The organism is Streptosporangium lutulentum (assembly GCF_030811455.1).
In the GTDB taxonomy this organism is placed as follows: domain Bacteria; phylum Actinomycetota; class Actinomycetes; order Streptosporangiales; family Streptosporangiaceae; genus Streptosporangium; species Streptosporangium lutulentum.
The window spans coordinates 9,773,377-9,792,033 of sequence record NZ_JAUSQU010000001.1; the positions used below are offsets into that span (position 1 = coordinate 9,773,377).

General features: G+C 70.7%; 15 protein-coding genes. 6 read left to right on the forward strand and 9 right to left on the reverse strand.

All coding sequences use genetic code 11. From position 1 onward, the window contains the following. The first annotated feature begins 15 nt into the window (after positions 1-15). A complete protein-coding gene (locus J2853_RS43995) occupies positions 16-2,091 on the forward strand; it encodes an N-6 DNA methylase (protein WP_307567757.1) in 2,076 nt (691 codons plus the stop codon). Between the two features lie 354 nt (positions 2,092-2,445). Further along, complete coding sequence (locus J2853_RS44000) at positions 2,446-3,717, forward strand: vWA domain-containing protein (protein WP_307567758.1); 1,272 nt, start codon at positions 2,446-2,448, stop codon at positions 3,715-3,717. A 481-nt stretch (positions 3,718-4,198) separates the two neighbouring features. Here J2853_RS44000 and J2853_RS44005 read toward each other — a convergent pair whose 3' ends face one another. Further along, the gene (locus J2853_RS44005) at positions 4,199-4,864 is read right to left on the reverse strand and encodes a class I SAM-dependent methyltransferase (protein WP_307567761.1); all 666 of its coding nucleotides are present in this window, start codon (positions 4,862-4,864) and stop codon (positions 4,199-4,201) included. Positions 4,865-5,116: 252 nt separating this feature from the next. Here J2853_RS44005 and J2853_RS44010 point away from each other — a divergent pair, with 252 nt between their 5' ends. The 4 genes from J2853_RS44010 (at position 5,117) to J2853_RS44025 (ending at position 9,441) form a co-directional block, all read left to right on the forward strand. After that, positions 5,117-6,007, forward strand: a complete 891-nt coding sequence (locus J2853_RS44010) for a phosphorothioated DNA-binding restriction endonuclease (RefSeq protein WP_307567763.1) — start codon at positions 5,117-5,119, stop codon at positions 6,005-6,007. Positions 6,008-6,336: 329 nt separating this feature from the next. Continuing rightward, a complete protein-coding gene (locus J2853_RS44015) occupies positions 6,337-8,259 on the forward strand; it encodes a M28 family peptidase (RefSeq protein WP_307567765.1) in 1,923 nt (640 codons plus the stop codon). Between the two features lie 10 nt (positions 8,260-8,269). Beyond that, positions 8,270-8,476, forward strand: a complete 207-nt coding sequence (locus tag J2853_RS44020; RefSeq protein ID WP_307567767.1) for a hypothetical protein — start codon at positions 8,270-8,272, stop codon at positions 8,474-8,476. A 224-nt stretch (positions 8,477-8,700) separates the two neighbouring features. Beyond that, a complete protein-coding gene (locus J2853_RS44025) occupies positions 8,701-9,441 on the forward strand; it encodes an SDR family NAD(P)-dependent oxidoreductase (protein WP_307569032.1) in 741 nt (246 codons plus the stop codon). A gap of 109 nt (positions 9,442-9,550) precedes the next feature. Here J2853_RS44025 and hpnH read toward each other — a convergent pair whose 3' ends face one another. The 8 genes from hpnH to J2853_RS44065 all read right to left on the reverse strand — a co-directional run bounded on the left by hpnH (position 9,551) and on the right by J2853_RS44065 (position 18,624). After that, positions 9,551-10,555 (reverse strand): adenosyl-hopene transferase HpnH, encoded by a 1,005-nt coding sequence (gene hpnH, locus J2853_RS44030; RefSeq protein WP_307567768.1) that lies wholly within the window; start codon positions 10,553-10,555, stop codon positions 9,551-9,553. Continuing rightward, positions 10,552-11,400 carry a phosphorylase family protein gene (locus J2853_RS44035; RefSeq protein WP_307567770.1) on the reverse strand — a complete coding sequence of 283 codons (849 nt, stop codon included), beginning with the start codon at positions 11,398-11,400 and terminating at the stop codon, positions 10,552-10,554. Before J2853_RS44035 ends, hpnH begins: the two co-directional genes overlap by 4 nt. Continuing rightward, on the reverse strand, positions 11,397-13,262 hold the full coding sequence (gene shc, locus J2853_RS44040) for a squalene--hopene cyclase (RefSeq protein ID WP_307567772.1): 1,866 nt from the start codon (positions 13,260-13,262) through the stop codon (positions 11,397-11,399). Before shc ends, J2853_RS44035 begins: the two co-directional genes overlap by 4 nt. 60 nt (positions 13,263-13,322) lie before the next feature. Further along, on the reverse strand, positions 13,323-14,336 hold the full coding sequence (locus tag J2853_RS44045) for a polyprenyl synthetase family protein (RefSeq protein WP_307567773.1): 1,014 nt from the start codon (positions 14,334-14,336) through the stop codon (positions 13,323-13,325). After that, entirely contained in the window at positions 14,333-15,661 is a 1,329-nt protein-coding gene (gene hpnE / locus J2853_RS44050; protein WP_307567775.1) for a hydroxysqualene dehydroxylase HpnE, read from the reverse strand. The genes J2853_RS44045 and hpnE overlap by 4 nt, the downstream gene beginning before the upstream one ends. Continuing rightward, positions 15,658-16,713: a phytoene/squalene synthase family protein gene (locus tag J2853_RS44055; RefSeq protein WP_307567777.1), complete on the reverse strand. Its 1,056-nt coding sequence runs from the start codon at positions 16,711-16,713 to the stop codon at positions 15,658-15,660. Before J2853_RS44055 ends, hpnE begins: the two co-directional genes overlap by 4 nt. Continuing rightward, positions 16,700-17,668: a squalene synthase HpnC gene (gene hpnC, locus J2853_RS44060; RefSeq protein ID WP_307567778.1), complete on the reverse strand. Its 969-nt coding sequence runs from the start codon at positions 17,666-17,668 to the stop codon at positions 16,700-16,702. Before hpnC ends, J2853_RS44055 begins: the two co-directional genes overlap by 14 nt. Before the next feature lie 206 nt (positions 17,669-17,874). Then, the gene (locus tag J2853_RS44065; protein WP_307567779.1) at positions 17,875-18,624 is read right to left on the reverse strand and encodes a polysaccharide deacetylase family protein; all 750 of its coding nucleotides are present in this window, start codon (positions 18,622-18,624) and stop codon (positions 17,875-17,877) included. Between the last annotated feature and the right edge of the window lie 33 nt (positions 18,625-18,657).

An 18,657-nucleotide genomic window follows, 5' to 3' on the forward strand; every position in this document is an offset into this window, starting at 1 on the left:
GGTTTGGGGTTTTTCATGCAGGACAGCGCCACGGTCGCAGCGGCCGACATCGCACGGTTGGCGGGGGTCGGGCGCGCCGCCGTCAGCAACTGGCGCCGGCGGTTCGAGGATTTTCCCTCCCCGGTCGGGGGGACATCGAGCAGCCCCCTGTTCTCCCTCTCCGACGTCGAGGAGTGGCTGCGACGGCAGGGCAAGCTGGCCGAGGTTCCGCTCGATGAGAGAGTCTGGCAGCAGCTGAGGGCAGGTGTCGAGGATCTGCGTCTCGCCGAGGTGGTGGGCCAGATCGGGGCGTTCCTGCTTTTCCTCGACAGCTCGCCCGCGAAGTGGACGCGGCTTGCCGGGAAGACCGACGCCGAGGTGTCCGACCGGCTGAACGAAGAGCTGGCGTCACAAGGGCTTCCTGGGACGCCGTCGGCGGTCGGCGCGATCCCGCTCCTGCGAGCCGTCGCCGAGCTGGCGGGGGAGCGGGGCACCGCGGCGACCTTCGGCTTCCTCTACGAACGCTATCTGGAGGCCCATTCCCGACGGGTGGCGACGCTGCCGGCGGATGTCGCCGAGTTGATGGTGGAGCTCTCCTCGGCCGGTGGCGGGACCGTTTTTGATCCCACCTGCGGGCTCGGCACGCTTCTGATGTCCGCGGCCGACGCCGGTGCCGCGAGTCTCGCCGGGCAGGAAAGGGATGAGGCCGCCGCACGCATCACAGCGGTACGGCTGTCGCTCCACGGTCGTGAGAGTACGGTGCACACCGGCGACTCCCTCCGTGAGGACCGATTCGGCTCCCTGCAGGCCGACGCCGTCGTCTGCAGTCCTCCCTTCGGGGACCGCGCCTGGGGTTACGAGGAACTGGCCAGTGACGTTCGCTGGCAGTACGGCCTGCCGCCACGGGGCGAGCCCGAGCTGGCGTGGGTCCAGCACGGGCTGTTCCACGTCAAGGCGGGTGGGCACGTGGTGGTCCTGATGCCCTCGGCCGCCGCGGATCGCCGATCCGGACGCCGGATCCGGGCACAACTGCTGCGCACCGGCACGTTGCGAGCCGTCGTGGCGCTCCCCGCCGGTGCGGCACCACATGCTCTGGGATCGCCGCATCTGTGGATTCTGCGTAAGCCGGAGGCCGGGGATCCCGTCCCGTCACACGTCCTGATGGTGGACGCCTCGGACATGTCCTGGTCGCAGATGCGAGAAACCGTCCTGGAGAGATGGCGGTCCTATTCGGCCGGCGCGAAGGAAGCCGACGCTAGGGGAGCCGACGGCACGCCGGTTGACGGGAAAAAGACGGTGCCTCTCATCGACCTGCTGGATGAAACGGTCGACCTGACCCCCGCCCGCTACGTGGCCGGCCGATCGGCCGACAGCGCGGGGCAGGAGTTCGCGGCCTCTCTGGAAGAGATGGCCTCATCCGTTTCCGCACTCCAACGTGCCCTTGAGGACCTTCGCGCGTTCACGGCGGAACGCGACGACCTTCCGAAGACCACGATCGCGGAGCAGGCCAAGGCCGGTGCCATCGCCATCCACCAGTCCCCCCAGCAGGAGACGGGGTCGGGGGAGATTCCGGTACTGACCGTGGAAGATGTGATCGCGGGTCGCGCCCCCGGCGGACAGACCTCCGCTGCCGCTGACGTGGTCAGGCCGGGGTCCGGTAGTCCCGCTGGCGCGGGCAAGGTCAGATCGGAATCCGGGGATTCCGCTGCCGTCGGCTTGGTCAAGCTGGAGCCCGGTGACGTGGTCGTCCCCGCGGGAGGCCGCGTTTTCGTCGCGCGGGTGGTGCGAGAGAGCGGCGCGGTTCTCGGCCCGGGACTCCATCTCTTCCGGGCAGATCCCGAGCGAGTCGATCCGGACTGTCTGGCCGGCTTTCTGAGGATCGCCGGAATCCAGACCTCCGGACGCGGCCAGACGGGAACCTCACGGTCGGATATCCGGCGAGTGGAGATCCCACGGCTGCCCCTGCAAGAGCAGAGGCGTCTCGGCGACGGCTTCCAGAGGCTGGAAGCACTTGAGAAGGTCGTCGGCCGGCTTACGGATCAGGGTTCCACCCTGGCCCGACTGGGCCTTGAGGGCCTCGGCGACGGAACCCTGAGAAACCACTCGACCTGATGCTGCACCGCTTCGGTTCGTCGAGGGTCATGCGGTTGTGAGCGGGCCGCCGTCATGATCGCAGCGGTAGGACGTGGCTGTGCTGTGCGCTACTTCGTCAAGAGCCATGGACAGCAGGAATGGTGCAAGCCGTCCCCGAGCGGCTCGCCACTACAAGCGTCAAATGGCGATCCCGCCTCACTCTGATCATCCTCGACGTCGTGCTGTCGGCAGGGAAGGCTTATACGGCATCCACGGACATGTTCAATCATTCGAGCAACCTGCAATTTAATCGTGAATTCAATACACATTGACACTTTTGATGTCGATGGATACGGTGAGGGTCGTTGCGATCATCAATGTCAGGAGAAGGTCATGCATGTGGCCGCGCACCTTGATCTGGACGTCGTCCCCCTCGACGAGGCGGACGAGGTGACCGTCCTGCTGAAGATCACCGCTCCACGGGCGCCCGTCACCGAGAGGGCACCCGCGACCCTGCAGGTCGTGCTCGACCGCAGCGGGTCGATGCGGGGGCACAGGCTCGACGGCGCCAAGCAGGCGTTGCTCGCCCTGGTGGATCGGCTGGATCCGACTGACAACTTCGGTGTCGTCACCTTCGAGTCCTCCGCGCGGGTCGAGGTGGCCGCCGGGCCACTCACCGACAAGCAGGCCGTACGGCGTGGCGTCGCGGCCATCGCCTCCGCGGGGTCGACGGATCTCTCCAGCGGCCTGCTCCGGGGCATCCAGGAAACCCGCCGCGCCTCCGCGGACCGGGGTGCCACGCTGTTGCTGATCTCCGATGGACACGCCAACGCCGGAATCGTCGATCATGGTCTGCTCGCCGAGATCACCAGGAATGCCTACGGCAACGGTGTGGTCACCACGACTCTCGGCTACGGCCTCGGCTACGACGAGCATCTGCTCGCGACGGTGGCGGACGGGGGGACCGGCAGTGCTCTGTTCGCGGAGGATCCCGACACCGCCGCCCAGCTGATCGCGGGCGAGGTGGACAACCTCCTGGCCAAGGTCGCCCAGGCCGCATCGGTGACCATCCGTATGTACCACCCGGTGCACGCGGTCCAGGTCTTCGGGCACCTGCCCGCGAGCCGGCTCGCCGACGGCTCGGTGATGGTCGAGCTCGGCGATTTTCACGCCGGGGAGAGCCGTCACCACCTGCTGCGCTTCGCCGTACCGGGAATCGCCGCGCTGGGCCTGGCCACTGTCGCCGAGTTGTCCTTCACCTATGTGGAGACGCCGTCACTGACCACCCACACCGTTACCGTGCCGATCGCGGTCAACGTCGTCCCCGGTGACCAGGCAGCCCGTCGCATCACCGACCCCGAGATACGGACCGAGCTCGCCTTCCAGCAGGCGCAGGAGGCCCGGCGCGAGGCTGATAAGGCCCTACGCCGTGGGGGCGTGGAAGAGGCGGCCGCGACCCTGCGGGAGGCCGGTGACAAGCTGGAGGCTCACCTGTCCTCCGCGGTTCCGTCTCAGGTGAAGGATCTGGCCGAGGAGGTGGCCAAACTCCGTGAGCTCGCCGAGCGTGCCCGCTGGGACGACGTTCGCCGAATCTCCAAGAGCAACTTGGAACGCTGGCATCTTTCCACCCGAAAGCGCCGCCGCAATGAGGACGACGTCGAGTGACACAGCACTCGACGCATTCCGCATCAGCGCAGTCTGCCGTTGTCCCTCATGGAGATCATCTCGGTCATGTCGCGCACGCCGTCCGTGTCACCAAGCGCGACCGCAGGGCCCGCAGTTGGTACCAGAGACTGCCGCTCGGGGTTGAGCGACCGTCAGGTCGATCCGATCGCCTTGCGTCGTCTGCGGATCAGCCCAGCAGCGTGGTTCGGCGTTGAGCGGCGTTGAGCGGACACATCGACGGCGGCGCGATAGAACAGCACGCGAAGTTCCTGGTTGTGGCGAGCATGGTTGTGGAGATCAACTCGTCTACCAGGGTCTTCACCACGCCAGGGGGAACACTGCGGCATCGCGATCATGCTGTGACCCAACTCGCCCGCTCCTGGCCGAGGTGGCCGGTCGGCCTCTCGGTCAGGCCGACGGTCAGCCTCGTCGATCGGTCGTCGGCGTCGCATGCGGCGGGTGCGGCGGATGAAGTCGCCGGCTACACGAAGGCGACGACGGCGTATCTCTCATCCTGAATCGGGCGGCCCCACAGGCTCGGATCGGTGAGTGGCTCGACGCGCGCGTCCGCGGTGAGCGGCCGCAGCGCCCGCAGGAGACTCTCGGCCCTGACCCCTCCCACCCACGGCAGCGACGCGGATCCCACGTCGTAGGACCGGTCGTCGTCGGGCTCGGCATTGATCGCCCAACGTCCCTCGACGAGCACCAGACGCCCGCCCGGTCGCAGCAGGCCGGCCCAGCGGCGCAGGGCCTCCTCGGGATCGGGCAGGGTCCACAGCAGATGGCGGGAGAGAACCACATCGAAGGACGCTCCCGCCTCCGCCGGGGGATCGCTCGCGTCGCCCACCGTCACCGCGACGTCGAAACCGGCCGTGGCGAGCTTGCGCCGGGCCTGCTCGACCATGAGCGGCGACAGGTCGACTCCGGCCGGGCGGTGTCCCTGCTCGGCGAGCAGCAGGGACAGGGAACCGGTGCCGCAGCCCAGGTCCAGGACGTCGGCCGGAGAGGAGGGCATCCACGAGCGCAGGCGCTCTGCCCACGCGGCCTTGACGTGGGGGTCGCGAAGACCGTGGTCGGCCTCCTCGTCGAAGGAGGAGGCGGCGGCATCCCAGAAGGACGCGATCGAGGCGGCACGTGATTCCGGCATCGACGGATCATGCCAGGTGGCACCGACAAAAACGCGTACCGACCGACTCTCCTGACGGTTCGGAGAAGCCGAGGCCGCCCGGCACGGTTCGCCGGTCCACTCGCGGGCGGCCGGGGTCACCACGTCGAACGGTGCGAACAGGAGGGATCGTTCGGCGTGCGTTCCGGGCTCCACCGGTGACGCCCGCAGAAAGGGCCGGGGTCCGGCCGGCGCCTGTCACGGGTCGGCATGATCACCATAGACTGATCGACTGTGGACTGGACCGAGCGGATCGCAGGCATCCGGCGCTGGACGCGCGGTGGCGAGCGGGCGCCGCACAAGCCGCTCCTGCTGCTCTACGTCCTGGGCCGCTTCCAGCAGCACGGCGGCAACCTGCCGATCCCTTTCAGCGCCGCCGAGGTCGACCTCAAGCGGCTGCTCAAGGAGTACGGTCCGCCGCGCGACACCAGCCCCGGCTACCCGTTCCATCACCTGACCAGCGACGGCTTGTGGCTGGTCGACACCGTTACCGGTCCCGGTAGCCCCGGCCCGGAACTGGGTCGCCTGCGCGACGGCCAGGCCACCGGCCGGCTGCATCCCGACCTCGCTCGTGCCCTCTCGGAAGACCCTCGCCTGGTGGCGGGGATCGCCCGCTTCCTGCTGGACGCGAACTTTCCAGCCTCTCTGCACGCCGACATCTGCCGGTTGGTCGGCCTGGACCTGGACGGCTTGGAGACGGCCAAGCCCTCCCCTTCGGGCATCGTGCGCCGTGATCCCGCCTTCCGCGAGAAGGTGCTCATGGCCTACGAGTACGCCTGCGCGTTCTGCGCCTACGACGGCTGGCTGGACGGCACAGCGGTCGGCCTGGACGCCGCCCACGTGCGCTGGTGGGCCTTCGAAGGCCCTGACGATCTGGCCAACGGGCTGTGCCTGTGCGCCATCCACCACAAGCTGTTCGACAAGGGCGTCCTGGGCCTGACCTCCGATCGCACCATCACCGTCTCGGCCAGGTTCGTCGGCCGATCGGCCTCGGCACGCGACATGGTGCTGTCCCTGGCCGGACGGCCCACCCGCGACCCACAACCGGGTATGGACGCCGTCGAGTCCGACCACATCGACTGGCACGGCCGCCAGGTCTTCCGCACGCCCTCTCGAAGCATCTGAAGGTCGGCGGGTTTTCGCCGTTCAGGGAGTGGGACGCGACCATGTCGCACTACCGCGTGTCGAAAAGGGCGGGTTCGTCGTCGTGATCGGTCGTGAACCTGAAGGTGGCCCCGCCTTGGCAAGAGACTCGGGCGTGTCCTCCCCGCCGCGACCACGAGTGCGGGATAGAACAGGTACACGGCCAGGACCTGGGGCATTACGGGATCGTTCACACCTGCCTGCCTGTCCGCCTGCCTGGCGCTGATCACCACCCTTGTCCGCACCCTCCGCGACCCAGGAGGTGGGACGCCACGCGGGCTTTCGCGTCCGCCCTGACCAGGAGGTTCTCCGTGAGGAGTTCACTCGGACCACCTCGCCGGTTCAAACGACTCACCGTCATCGGTGGCTTGGCGGCGGCACTGTCCTTCGAGACCGTGTCGGCGGCCGCCGACGGCGTTCAGGTTCAAGGGCCGCCCGGCCCAAGTCTGACGGCCGACGCGCCCGCGGTGACGAACGTACCGCTGCCGGACTATGACAGCGAGATCGTCGGCCGGTTCCACTCTGCCAACTCCGTCGACCACATCCGGCGCCTCGCCGTGGACATCGGCCCGCGGCTGAACGGCACCCCGCAGGAGCGGGAGGGCGCGGAGTACATCGGCGGCATCCTGAAGTCCTATGGCTTCGAGGTGACCCTCCAGTCATGGGGCCCGGTCTCGACCAAGCACGTCGCGAAGGTCACGTCCTCGGACGCCGACCTGCCCGGAGGACCGAACTGGCAGATGGACGCCTCGACCAGCGGGAAGTTCACCGGCGACGCCGGCGTGAAGGGGCAGGTCGTCGACGCCAAGACCGGCCAGTCCGCCGCCGAGTTCCCCACGGATACCAAGGGCAAGATCGTGCTGATGGACTACGACGACACCGGCACGGTCCGGAACACCGCCGTGGCCAACGCGGTGGATCGCGGCGCGATCGCGGTCATCCTGGCCTACCCGACCGGCGACTCCGAGCCGCCGTGGTTCACTCTCACCACGCCCCAGCCGGAGATCCCGGTGATCGGCGGTGGCAGCGCGCACAGCGCCTGGATCAGAGACCTCCTGGCCAAGGGGCCGCTGACGCTGACGATCGCGACGAACGAATACGCGAACCCGATGGGCACCAACGTCATCGGCATCCGGCACGCGGTCGGCGACCAGACCGGAACCACCGCACCGATCGTCATGGTCGGCGCGCACATCGACTCGGTGCTGGGCGCGCCCGGCGCTCACGACGACGCCTCGGGCAACGGCGTTTCCCTGGAGATCGCCCGGGTGCTCAGCCGGTATCCACTGGACAAGGAGCTCCGGATCGGCGGCTTCGGCGGTGAGGAGGGTGGCCTGCTCGGCGCGGAGGCGTACGTGAACACGCTGACCGCGGCGGAGAAGGCGCGGTTCGTCGGCGAGTGGCAGCTGGACATGGTCGGCACGCCGTACGAGCCGGCCCGGCTGTGGGCGCTGACCCCGGACGGCCGGTCGAACCACGTGGTCCAGGAGGCGTACAACGCGGCCGCACGCGCCGGGTTCGACGGACTGGGCAACTGCAGACTCGGGCAGAGTGACCACCAGGCGTTCTACGATGTGGGCATCCCGTCCGCGCTGTTCATCTGGCTCGACTACCGGCCGCCGACCCCGCCGGCCGTCTGCGGTCCGACCGGTGGGACGTACGTCACCGAGCCGCAGTACCACCGGCCGACGGACACGATGGACAACATCAGCCCCGAGCGGCTGCAGACCACCCTTGACGTCGTGGGCGGCGCGGTGGCGCACAACGCGCTGAACGCGGTGACGGTCTCCGCGCTCTCGGATGCCGGTCAGCCACTGGCCGGGGCGCCGGTGCGGGCCGACTGCGGCAACGGCCCGCGGAACCTGGGTACCACCGGGGCGGACGGCCGGCTCAAGGCGGTGTTCCCACACGCCACGTGCGACTTCACCGTGACCGTCGAGGGCACGGTGGCGACCGGGCGTCGTGTGTCGATCTCCGGTGACCGGGCGGTGAAGGTGACCGTCGATCTCACCAAGCCGACGATCTCCCTCACCAGGCCCACCGATGGAGCGGTTTACCCGCTCGGGAAGACCGCGGCCGCGTCGTACCGGTGCAGGGACAACCTGTCCGAGGTCGCCACCTGCGTCGGCACGGTGCCCGATGGCGGACGGCTCGGCACCTCCACCGTCGGCTTCCACCGCTGCTCAGGTCACCCTCGACGTCCCAGGGAACGGACCGGTGGAGCAGTGTCGTGAGGTCACCGACGTGAGTCTTCCGTTCGTCTCCTTTCGTCACACCTACAGGTTCCTGTCGGACGGCACGGTGGTCACCTCCGACTCGACCCTCCGGTTCCGCGGTCGCGACGAGGTGGAATCGAGCCTGGTCGCCAACGGCTATCGAGTGCTGGATGTGCGAGAGGCCCCTGATCGCCCAGGACGCGAGTTCGTGTTCATCTCCGAGCGCACGACCTGAGCCAACGGGACGGTTCCGGAGCGCACTCCCATCGGCCCTCCGGCCGAACATCACAGGGGCGTTGCCTTCACGCCAGAGCCCGAGCGGCAGACGACCGGCGAGCCGGGCACCTCTTCCTGGGCAAGAGGATGTGCTGCCGGTGCGTACGGCGGGGCATCGGAGGGAACCACACCGGAGACGACGTTGGAGTTCCCCCCTCCCGGACCGACGAGGGCGAGGTGACGATGAGACTCGCGGGGGCTCGCGTGCTGATCACGGGCGCGTCGTCGGGCATAGGGGCCGCGACCGCACGGGCGATGGCCGAGGTGGGAGCCCGCGTCGTGCTGTCCGGTCGTGATGAGAAAAGGCTCGACGCCGTCGCCTCGGAGACCGGCGGGCAGGCGCTCGTCTGCGACCTCACGACGGACGCCGCCGGGCCGGCCGAGCGCGCCGGAGCGGTCGACGTCCTGGTCTGCAACGCGGGGACCGGATGGGCCGGGCCGTTCGCGACGATGCCGGACGACACCATCGAGCCCATGGTCGCGTGCAACCTGACGGCTCCCCTCCGCCTGACCCGGTCGCTGCTGCCCGCCATGATCGAGCGCGGCCGGGGGCACCTCGTCTACGTGGCCTCGATCGCCGGAGCGGTCGGCGTGCGGGACGAGGCGGCGTACGCCGCGACCAAGGCGGGCCTCCTCGTCTTCGCCGAGAGCCTGCGGTACGAACTGCGCGGGAGCGGGGTCGGGGTGTCCGTCGTGCTGCCCGGGGTGGTGGACACCCCGTTCTTCGAACGGCGCGGCGCGCCGTACACCCGCCGATGGCCCGCGCCGATCCCCGCCGAGCGGGTCGCCCGGGCCGTCGTGGCCGCCGTCGAGCGGGGCCGCGACGAGACGTACGTCCCGGGCTGGCTGCGGCTGCCGGCACGGCTGAAGGGCGCGGCCCCCGGCCCCTTCCGCGCGCTCGCCGGGGTGTTCGGCAGGCAGTGAGCCCTCGGCCGTCGCGCGTACGGTCCGGAGCGACTCCTGGGCACGGGGCCCGGTCCCCCGCGAGCCGGGACCTCCGGCAGGCCCGTGCCCCTGCGGGGGATACGGCCTCTCAACCGTCGCGTAGGGCGCGGAGCGACTCCTTGAGGGAGGTCAGCGTGGCGAACACGGCGGTCGGCTCGTATCCGCAGTGGGCCATGCAGTTGGCGCACCGGGGATCGCGTCCCCGGCCGTAGGCGTCCCAGTCGGTGTCCTCGATCAGCTCGCGGTAGGTCGCCGCGTAGCCGTCGGACATGAGGTAGCAGGGCCGCTGCCAGCCGAGCAGCGAGTACGACGGAATCGCCCACGCCGTACACCGGAAGTCGGTCTTGCCCTCCAGGAAGTCCAGGAAGAGCGGCGAGTGGTTGAACCTCCACCGCCGCCGGTTCCCGCCGGAGAACGCCTTGCGGAACAGCTCCCTGGTCTCCTGCACGCCGAGGAAGTGCTCCTGGTCGGGCGCCTTCTCGTACGCGTAGCCAGGAGAGATCATCATCTCGTCGACGCGAAGGTCGTCGTTGAGATAGTCGAGGACGTCGATGACGGTCTGCGGGCTGTCGGTGTTGAAGAACGTCGTGTTGGTGGTGACCCGGAAGCCGCGGCGCTGGCACTCCCTGACCGCGGCGACGGCCTCGTCGAACACGCCGTCCTTGCACACGGACTCGTCGTGGCGCTCGCGCATGCCGTCCAGGTGGATCGTCCACGCGAAGTACGGCGAGGGCTCGAACCGGTCGATCATCTTGGGGATCAGCAGCGCGTTGGTGCACAGGAACACGTACACCTTCCGGGCGACCAGTTTCCGGACCATCTCGTCGATCTGCGGATGCATGAGCGGTTCCCCGCCCGCGATCGACACCATGGGGGCGCCGCACTCCTCGACGGCCGCCAGGGCCTGCTCGACCGGCATGCGCCGCTTCAGCACGTCGGCGGGGTGCTGGATCTTTCCGCAGCCCGCGCATTTCAGGTTGCAGGCGAACAGCGGCTCAAGCTCCAGCAGGAGCGGGAACTTCGCACGTCCGCGGAGTTTCTGGCGGAGGATGTAGCCGCCGATACGCAGGCGCTGGCGAACTGGCATCGTCATATGGATTGCACCTCCTTGAATGGTGTGAACCGAATGGTCTCTTCGACGTGCATGTGCGGCATGTGGATGGTCTCTTCGACGTGCATGCGGAGGATCGGCGGCGGTCGCTCGGTCAGCGGTACGTAGGGGAGGTCGGTGGTGGCCGCCCAGCGAGCGAGGATCGGGCCGAGCCTGCGCAGTGTGCGGTACGCCGTGATGCCGCCTCGTATCGTGGCCGGTCGGATCAGCGGGATGGCGGGGGTGTCGACGATGACGCGCAGGGCGGCGAACGGCCGGTCGGCCGCCGCCTCGGCCAGCGGTCCGGTCTCCATGTCGACGGCCAGCGCTCCCTCGACGGCGAGCCGGCGCCGTTCGGCTCCCGTCACGATGTGACCGGAGGTGACCAGCGGCCCGCTGCGTGCGGCCAGGCCGGCCCGGGTCAGCTCCCCGATGAGGAGACGCGCCGAGGGGCAGGGCAGCACCCGGCCCTCGAAGCGCACCTCGCTCGCCACCAGCACGTCTCCCGGACGCAGGGCTCCGCCGAGGGCCCCGCCGAAGCCGACCACCGCCACCGCTCCCGTCGGCGGGAGCACGAACGCCGCGCTCGCGGCCCGGCCCGGCCCCATCCCGATCCGGATCACCGTCACGTCCCCGGCCGGGAGTCCGTTCCCCGGGTCGCGGGGGAAGCCGCCCCGTGAGGCGCGCGGAAGGCCGCCCCGCGAGGCCTCCGAGAGGTCGTTCCACGAGATGTGCGAGAGGTCGTCGCGTACGGCGCGCGGGAGTCGGTCCCGCGAGCCCCGCGAGAGGCCGCCCCGTACGGCTCGCGCCTCGATTCCCAGGGCGGTGCAGATCAGCAGGCCGCTCACGTCGGCACCTCCCGGTCCTCGCCGCCCGAGCGCACGTAACGGCCCAGCGCGCTGATCGGGAAGACGAGCCGGTAGAGGTGGTAGTTGATGTAGAAGTCACCCGGGAAACCGGTCCCGGTGAAGTACGGTTCGTCCCAGGTGCCGTCCGCCCGCTGGTGGGAGACCAGCCACTCCACGCCCCGGCGCACCGCCGGTGACCGCTCTCCCGCGGCGAGCAGCGCCAGGAGCGCCCACGCCGTCTGCGACGGCGTCGAGTGGCCGCGTCCGATCCAGGCGGGATCGCGGTACGAGCGCAGGTCCTCCCCCCAGCCGCCGTCGCCGTTCTGGTGCTCCTCCAGCCAGGTGACGGCCCGCCGCACGCACGAAGCGCCGGGCCGCACGCCCGCCGCGATGAGCGCGGGGAGCACGGCGCCGGTGCCGTACACGTGATTGGCCCCCCACCGGCCGAACCACGATCCGTCCGCCTCCTGCGCCTTCAGCAGCCAGACGACGGCCCGCCGTACGACGGGGGAGTCCGGCCGCTCCTGCGCCAGCGCCTCGACGACGTGAGCGGTGACGTCGGCGGTCGGCGGGTCGATGACCGCGCCGAAGTCGCAGAACGGCAGCTTCTTGCACAGCTCACGGGTGTTGTCGGCGTCGAAGGCGCCGAAGCCGCCGTCGCGGGACGCCATGCCGGTGATCCAGCGCACCGCGCGGTCGACGGCAGGCCGGACGTCCGGGTGGTGGACCCGCCGGAGGGCGAGGATCGCCTCCGCCGTGTCGTCGATGTCCGGGTAGCCGTCGTTGTCGAACTCGAACGCCCAGCCGCCGGGCGGCAGTGAAGGCCGTCGTACGGACCAGTCACCCGGGCTCCGGATCTCCTCGGCGAGCAGCCAATCGGAGGCTTTGACGAGGGCGGGATGGTCACCGGGCAGGCCCGCGTCGAGGAGGCCGTTGACGGCGAGCACGGTGTCCCACACGGGGGACTGGCAGGCCTCCAGCCTGCGCCCCCTCTCGTCCCGGATGGTGAACCGGTCGAGCCCCCGGACGCCCTTCCTCATCACCGGGTGGTCGAGGTGGTAGCCCTGCAGGTGCAGGGCGATCAGCGAGTACACCCACGGCGGCTGGATGCCGCCCCAGGATCCGTCCGCCTCCTGCCGCGCCACGATCCACTCGGCGGCGCGTCTCAGCGCCGCCTCCCGCAGGCCGGGGACGGGACGCCGCTCGTAGCGGTGCAGGACGCGGTCGAGAGCGGTGAACACCCCGCGCGGACGTGGCCGGGCGGGACGCCCGGTGCGCAGCTCGGCCAGGTCGAAGGGGAGCGGCCGGACCGGGCGGTGCGCGCTCACGACGGTGAGCGGCACGATCGTCTGCCGGGCCCAGCAGGCCCAGTCGTAGACGTTGAGCGGGAACCACGGCGGCAGGAACACCATCTCGGGGGGGAGGACCGGGAGATCCTCCCACCGCCACTGCCCGAACATCGCCAGCCAGATCCGGGTGAACACCCTGCTGGCCTCGATCCCCCCGGATTCCCGGACGAACCGGGCCGCGCTTCGCATGTGCGGCGCGTCGACCGGGTCACCGGCGAGCCGCAGCGCCGCGTACGCCTCGATCGTGGTGGACAGGTTGCCCGGCCCGCCGTGGAAGTTGGCCCAGGTGCCGTCGTCGCGCTGTTCGGAGCGGATCCAGCGGGCCGCCTCCGCGGTGTCCTCCTCGGTGCGGATGCCGAGGAACTCCCGCAGCAGCAGGTCCTCCGCGTCCATGGTCACGTTCGTCTGCAACTCGGCCTTCCACCACCCCTGGGGATCCTGGAGGCCGAGCAGGTGGTCGCACGCCGCGTCAAGGGCGAGCGCGGCGGCGGTGGGCGCGGCGACGGTGGTCATGCCGGCGACCTCGGGAGACGAGGAGGGCGGGTGAGGCCGAGGAGTTCGATCGTGGTCATGTCAGCAGCCCCTGGAAGCGAGGAAATGGGCGATGTCCAGGAATTCCGCACGGACGTCCGGGGGCATGTCGGCGGCGTCGAGATGGCGTTCGGCGGCGTCGAGCCGGTGCTTGGCCTCCGTCTCGGCCCAGGATCGCCCGCCCGCCTCCTCGACGAGCCGGGCGGCCTCCCACAGGTCGGCCTCGGAAAGCGGCTCCGAACCGTCCATGAGAAGGGCCAGACGGTCGCCGGCCGCCGTGCCGCCGGTGAGCGCGGCGACGACCGGCAGCGACTTCTTGCGGGAACGCAGATCCGACAGCACCGGCTTTCCCGTCATCGCGGGGCTTCCCCAGATGCCCAGCAGGTCGTCGGTGAGCTGGAAGGCCAGGCCGGCCTCGGCGCCGAACGCCGCCAGGGCCGCGATCAGCGGCGCCGGGCCGTCCACCGCCGTCGCGCCGATCGAGCACGCGCAGGCCAGCAGGGAGCCGGTCTTCCGCGTGGCCATCTGGCGGCACTCGTCCAGGCTCACGTCGGAGCGCTGCTCGAATTCCAGGTCGAGCGCCTGCCCGGCGACCAGTTCCCGGGTGGCGACGGCCAGGGTGCGCGCGGCCCGTACGTGACCGGGGGTGTCGCCGTCCAGCAGCAACTCCCCCGCGAGCGAGAGCAGGACGTCGCCGGCGAGGATGGCCGCAGAGCAGCCGAAGACGGTCCACGCGGCCGGCCGGTGCCGCCGCATCCGGTCGGCGTCCATGATGTCGTCGTGGAGCAGCGAGAACGCGTGCACGAGTTCCACCGCCGCGGCGGCGGGCAGGTATCGCTCCGGGCTTCCCCCCGCGGCTCGCGCCGACAGGATGGTCAGCGCGGGACGGAGCGCCTTGCCTCCCGAGGAGACCGGCCCGCCCGCCGGATCGGACCAGCCGAGGTGATAGCCCGCGACGCGCGCGGTCAAAGGGTCGAGCCGGGCCACGGCGTCCCGTAACACGGGCTCCACGAGCCCGCGCGCGGCCATGACCGACGGCGGGGTGACCGCGATCACCGGGCGTCCTCGTTCTTCAGATGCTGCCTGGCCAAACAAGCCGCGTTGAGCCCGCTGCGCACGGCCGCCTCCATCGTGTCGGGCCAGCCCGTGTCGGTCCACGCGCCGGCGAGAAAAAGTCCGGGCCACCGGGTGGCGGCCCCGGGACGGAGCGCGCCGCTGCCGGGGCCCTGGCGAAAGGTGGCGCGACGCTCCCTCGTGACGAAGAAGTCAACGATTCGAGCCTTGCGCGCCGCAGGGAAGAGCCGTTCGAGGGCGGGCACGAACACGCCCCGCACCTGTGCGGTGGGGGTGTCGATCCAGCGGTCCGCCGCCGAGACCGAGATCGCGAGATACTGCCCGTCCTGCAGCCCCGAGACGCGTGTCTTGTCGAACACCCACTGCACGGGAGAGTCCACGACCGCGGCGAACGGCACCGAGGTGACCCGCCGGTCGTAGACGACGTGCACGTTGACGATCGGGCTCGCGTCGAGGCCGCTCCAGAGGCTCCTGCCGGGTACGGCCTCACCGGGCACCAGGGTCGCGGCCTGCTCGTGCGGTGTGGCGACGATGACCGCCGACGCCTCGATCCGGGTGCCGTCCACCACGACCACCGGGCCCGGCTCGATGGCGGTGACCTTCGCCGACAGTCGTACGGCACCGCCGCGGCGCGCGATGGCGGCCTGAGCCGCGCTGCCGTGCAGCTCACCGAGAGGCACGGAGGGAACGCCGATGTCGGCGGCGTCCGCCCGGCCGAGCAGCGCGGTCTTGAAGACCATCGCCGCCGGACCCAGGGCCGCGCCCTCGACGCCGACGTTCAGGGCCGCCATCGCGAACAGCTCCCAGAGCGCGCGTCGCGCGGCGTCGCGCTGCCCGTGGGCGGCCAGCCAGCTTCCGAGATCGATCTCGTCCAGTGCCGGGTCGGCCGGGTCGAGCCGGCGCAGGGCGAGCGAGACCCGCATCGCGCGCAGCCGGTCGGCCGGCCGCAGGAGCGGATACCTCGCCAGTGCCGGCAGCAGGTGGAACGGCCCCGGCAGCACCCCGCGCCGCAGCCGCTCGCACCGTCCCGCCGAGGTGAGCACCCGCACGTCGAACCGGTCCTGAACGTGTACGCGCCCGGTGCCGCCGATCCGGTCGAGCAGGCCGCGGTAGGCCGTGCAGCAGCGGAGGAAGACGTGCTGGCCGTTGTCGACCGTCAGCCCGTTCCGCACGAAGGAATGGGTCGCGCCGCCCAGCCTGGGCCGCGCCTCGTACAGCGTGGTGGGGAAGCCCGCCTCCCCGAGCGCGACGGCGGCGGCGATGCCCGCCAGCCCGCCGCCGACGATCGCGACCGGGGCGTTCCTCATCGGCCCGCCCCCGCGAGGGCGCGCACCGCCACCATCGCCTTCTTCCACGGGGGCAGCGACAGCCGTGTGGCCAGCGCCTCGGCGGGATCCGCCACGATGCGGTCGAGCAGGCACCGGTAGATGCCGGCCATCGCCGCCGTGCACGCCGCGCTGCGTCCGTCGAGGGCGGGCAGCAGGCGCATGCCGTCGCCGAACCACTCGTGCGCCCGTTCGGCCTCGAACCGCATCAGCGCGGCGAGCCGGTCCGGTGGGTCGGTGAACCCGCCGGAGGCGTCGACGTCCAGGGTGCATCCGAATCGTTCGAGGTCCTCGGCCGGGAGGTAGATCCGCCCGGCCAGCCGGTCCTCGCGTACGTCCCGGAGGATGTTCGTGATCTGCAGGGCCACCCCGAGGGAGTCCGCCAGGGGGATCGCCTCGTCGGGGTCCTCGGTGCCGAAGACTCCGAGTGACAGCCGGCCGATCGATCCGGCGACGCACCGGCAGTACGACAGCAGCTCGTCGAATCGTTCGTAGGTCACCCCGCGCACGTCCTCGACGCAACCGTCGATCAGTTCCTCGAACGCGGAGAGCGGGAGAGGGTAGCGGCAGGCGGCGTCGTACAGCGCGACCAGCACCGGGTCCCCGGGGTCGGGGGGCGCCATGCCGGGCGTGAACGGTGTCGGGGCCTCGGAACCCGGTGCCGTGTCGAGGACGAACGGCACCAGGTCATCGGAGTCGTACGGCGCCGCGCCGAGCGTGGACGGCACCGGCTCCTCGGAGTCGGGTCGCGCCGCGCCGAGCGTGGACGGCACCAGTTCTTCGGAGTCGGGTCGCCCCGTGCCGAGGGCGGACGGCGCCGCGCCGAACGCGACCCGCGTGGCGGACAGGCGGGTCAGGCGTCGCTCGGCCGGTTCGTCCCCGTCGGCGATGTCGTCGATCCGCCGTGCGAGCGCGTAGACGGCGCTGAGCGCGCGGCGCTTGGGGGGCGGCAGCAGCCGGAGGCCGTAGGAGAAGTTCCGGGCCTTCTTGCGGACGACCTGCTCGCAGTGCTGGTACGCGTCAGAGATGTCCACGGCCGCACCCCCCTCTCCTGAGGATTCGCAGCCACTCGGTCAGCAACCGCGTGCGGCGCGGGCGCACGGTCTGCCCGAGAACGTCGTAACCGGCCCGCGCCAGCGCCGCGGCGGTGGCCAGGCCGCCCGCCACGTAGCCGGCGACGGCGACGCGGGCGAAGCCCGTCATCGAGGAGATGAGCGGGTCCCCCTCGTTGAGCAGCCGTCCGGCCCGTTCGGTCTGGAGCGCGACGACGCCGCGCAGCCGGGTGGGGGTGGTCGTCCCGGCGAGGTCGCTCTCGACGCAGCCGAACCGGCGCAGATCCTCGCCCGGCAGGTAGACGCGGCCCCGCGCGTGGTCCTCGCCGACGTCCTGGCAGTGCTCGATGATCTGCAGCGCCGTGCACACGCGATCGGACAGTGCGAGCCGGGAGGGATCGGCCATGCCGAACACGTGCAGCACGATGTGCCCGACGGGGTTCGCCGACAGCTCGCAGTAGGTGAGCAGGTCGTCGAAGGTGTCGTACCGGCTGACGAGCTGGTCGCGCCGGTTGGCCTCGACCAGGCGGCGAAACGGCTGGGCCGGGATGGAGCAGGTCTCGACGGTCGGCGCGAGAGTGCCGACGGCCGGCAGGAGGGGAGCCCGCCCGGCGTACAGGCGGTCGAGGTCGGCGTCGACGTCGTCGAGCAGGCGGAGCGGATCCTCGGTCTGCGGTTCGTCCCCGAGGTCGTCGACGAACCGCGCGAAGCCGTACACCGCGAGGAGATGGCGGCGGTGGCCGCGCGGCAGCAGTCGCGAGGCGACCGGGAAGTTCTCCCGGCGTGCCCGGCGCTCGACGTCCGGAAGGTTCTCACGGCGTGCTTCACGCGCGGCGTCCGGAAGGTTCTCACGGCGTGCTTCGCCCGCGGCGTTCGGGAAGTTCTCCCGGTGTGCCTGACGCACGACGTCTCGTGCGTCGTCTCCCCCCGAATACATGAATTTGAGCTTGTCCGTTGTAAGTCGCTATAAACGCGGGGGTGTAGTTCGTTGGTGTTTATCGGGCGTGAGCTGGGCAAATATTTGATATCTGGCCGCAGTCTCGTTTTCGGTAAATTGATATTTTTTTTCAGGGGGACGACATAAACCGGCTCGAAATAAAATTCACCGCAAAATGCGGCGCGGCTTTCTTCATCGGCGTGCCTTCAAACGGCGGTGGTCTCGCAAACCTCGCGGAGGGCCGGACGGCCGGAAAGGACGCCGTGATCCCGCAGAGGCCCGACCCGCAGGCCCGCGGCGCGGCAGCGGTCCACCAGTTCGGGCAGGGCGCCGAGCCCCGCCCGCCAGGAACCCGGGGCCGAGGTGCAGTCGGAGTCGTGCAGCAGGAGGGTCGCCCCACCGCGCAGGCCGGGAGCCATGGCGGCCAGTACGGTGGCCGGGCTCGCCGTCCGGGTCCAGTCCTTGCCCCACGCGGTCCACAGCACGGGCCGCAACCCCAGCCCGCGGGCGGCTACCAGGCCCTCGGCGCTGAGCACGCCGTAGGGCGGCCGGTACCAGGCGGGGCAGACGCCGGTGACGGCGGTGACCAGCGCGGCGGCCCTGCTCAGCTCGGAGGCCGTCCGTCCCGGGCGGGTGAGGAGGGCGTTGTCGTGCCGCCAGCCGTGCACCGCGATCTCATGGCCCCGTTCGACGATGTCGAGGCCGAGTTCGGGATGGCGTTCGAGCATCCGGCCGAGGACGAAGAACGTGCCCCGGCATCCGAGTCGCTCCAGCTCGTCGAGGAACCGGGGAGTGGATCGCGGGTCGGGCCCGTCGTCGAAGGTCAGCGCGACGTGGCCGGCGGCCCCCCTCCCGGCGAGACCGGGCAGCAGGCGGCGTACGGCCGGCAGCCAGGTCGCGGCGGGGCCGACGTGGAGCGCGGCCAGCCCGGCGAGTGTCAACGCGGCGCGGTTCATCACCTCAAGTCTGCGCGCGGCGGGACACGACGC

Coding starts and splice junctions, on each gene's coding strand:
- J2853_RS44025 (WP_307569032.1), top strand. CDS start 8,701: ATGAGACTCGCGGGGGCTCGCGTGCTGATCACGGGCGCGTCGTCGGGC.
- J2853_RS44000 (WP_307567758.1), top strand. CDS start 2,446: ATGCATGTGGCCGCGCACCTTGATCTGGACGTCGTCCCCCTCGACGAG.
- J2853_RS44065 (WP_307567779.1), bottom strand. CDS start 18,624: ATGAACCGCGCCGCGTTGACACTCGCCGGGCTGGCCGCGCTCCACGTC.
- J2853_RS43995 (WP_307567757.1), top strand. CDS start 16: ATGCAGGACAGCGCCACGGTCGCAGCGGCCGACATCGCACGGTTGGCG.
- hpnC (WP_307567778.1), bottom strand. CDS start 17,668: ATGTATTCGGGGGGAGACGACGCACGAGACGTCGTGCGTCAGGCACAC.
- J2853_RS44005 (WP_307567761.1), bottom strand. CDS start 4,864: ATGCCGGAATCACGTGCCGCCTCGATCGCGTCCTTCTGGGATGCCGCC.
- shc (WP_307567772.1), bottom strand. CDS start 13,262: ATGACCACCGTCGCCGCGCCCACCGCCGCCGCGCTCGCCCTTGACGCG.
- hpnE (WP_307567775.1), bottom strand. CDS start 15,661: ATGAGGAACGCCCCGGTCGCGATCGTCGGCGGCGGGCTGGCGGGCATC.
- hpnH (WP_307567768.1), bottom strand. CDS start 10,555: ATGACGATGCCAGTTCGCCAGCGCCTGCGTATCGGCGGCTACATCCTC.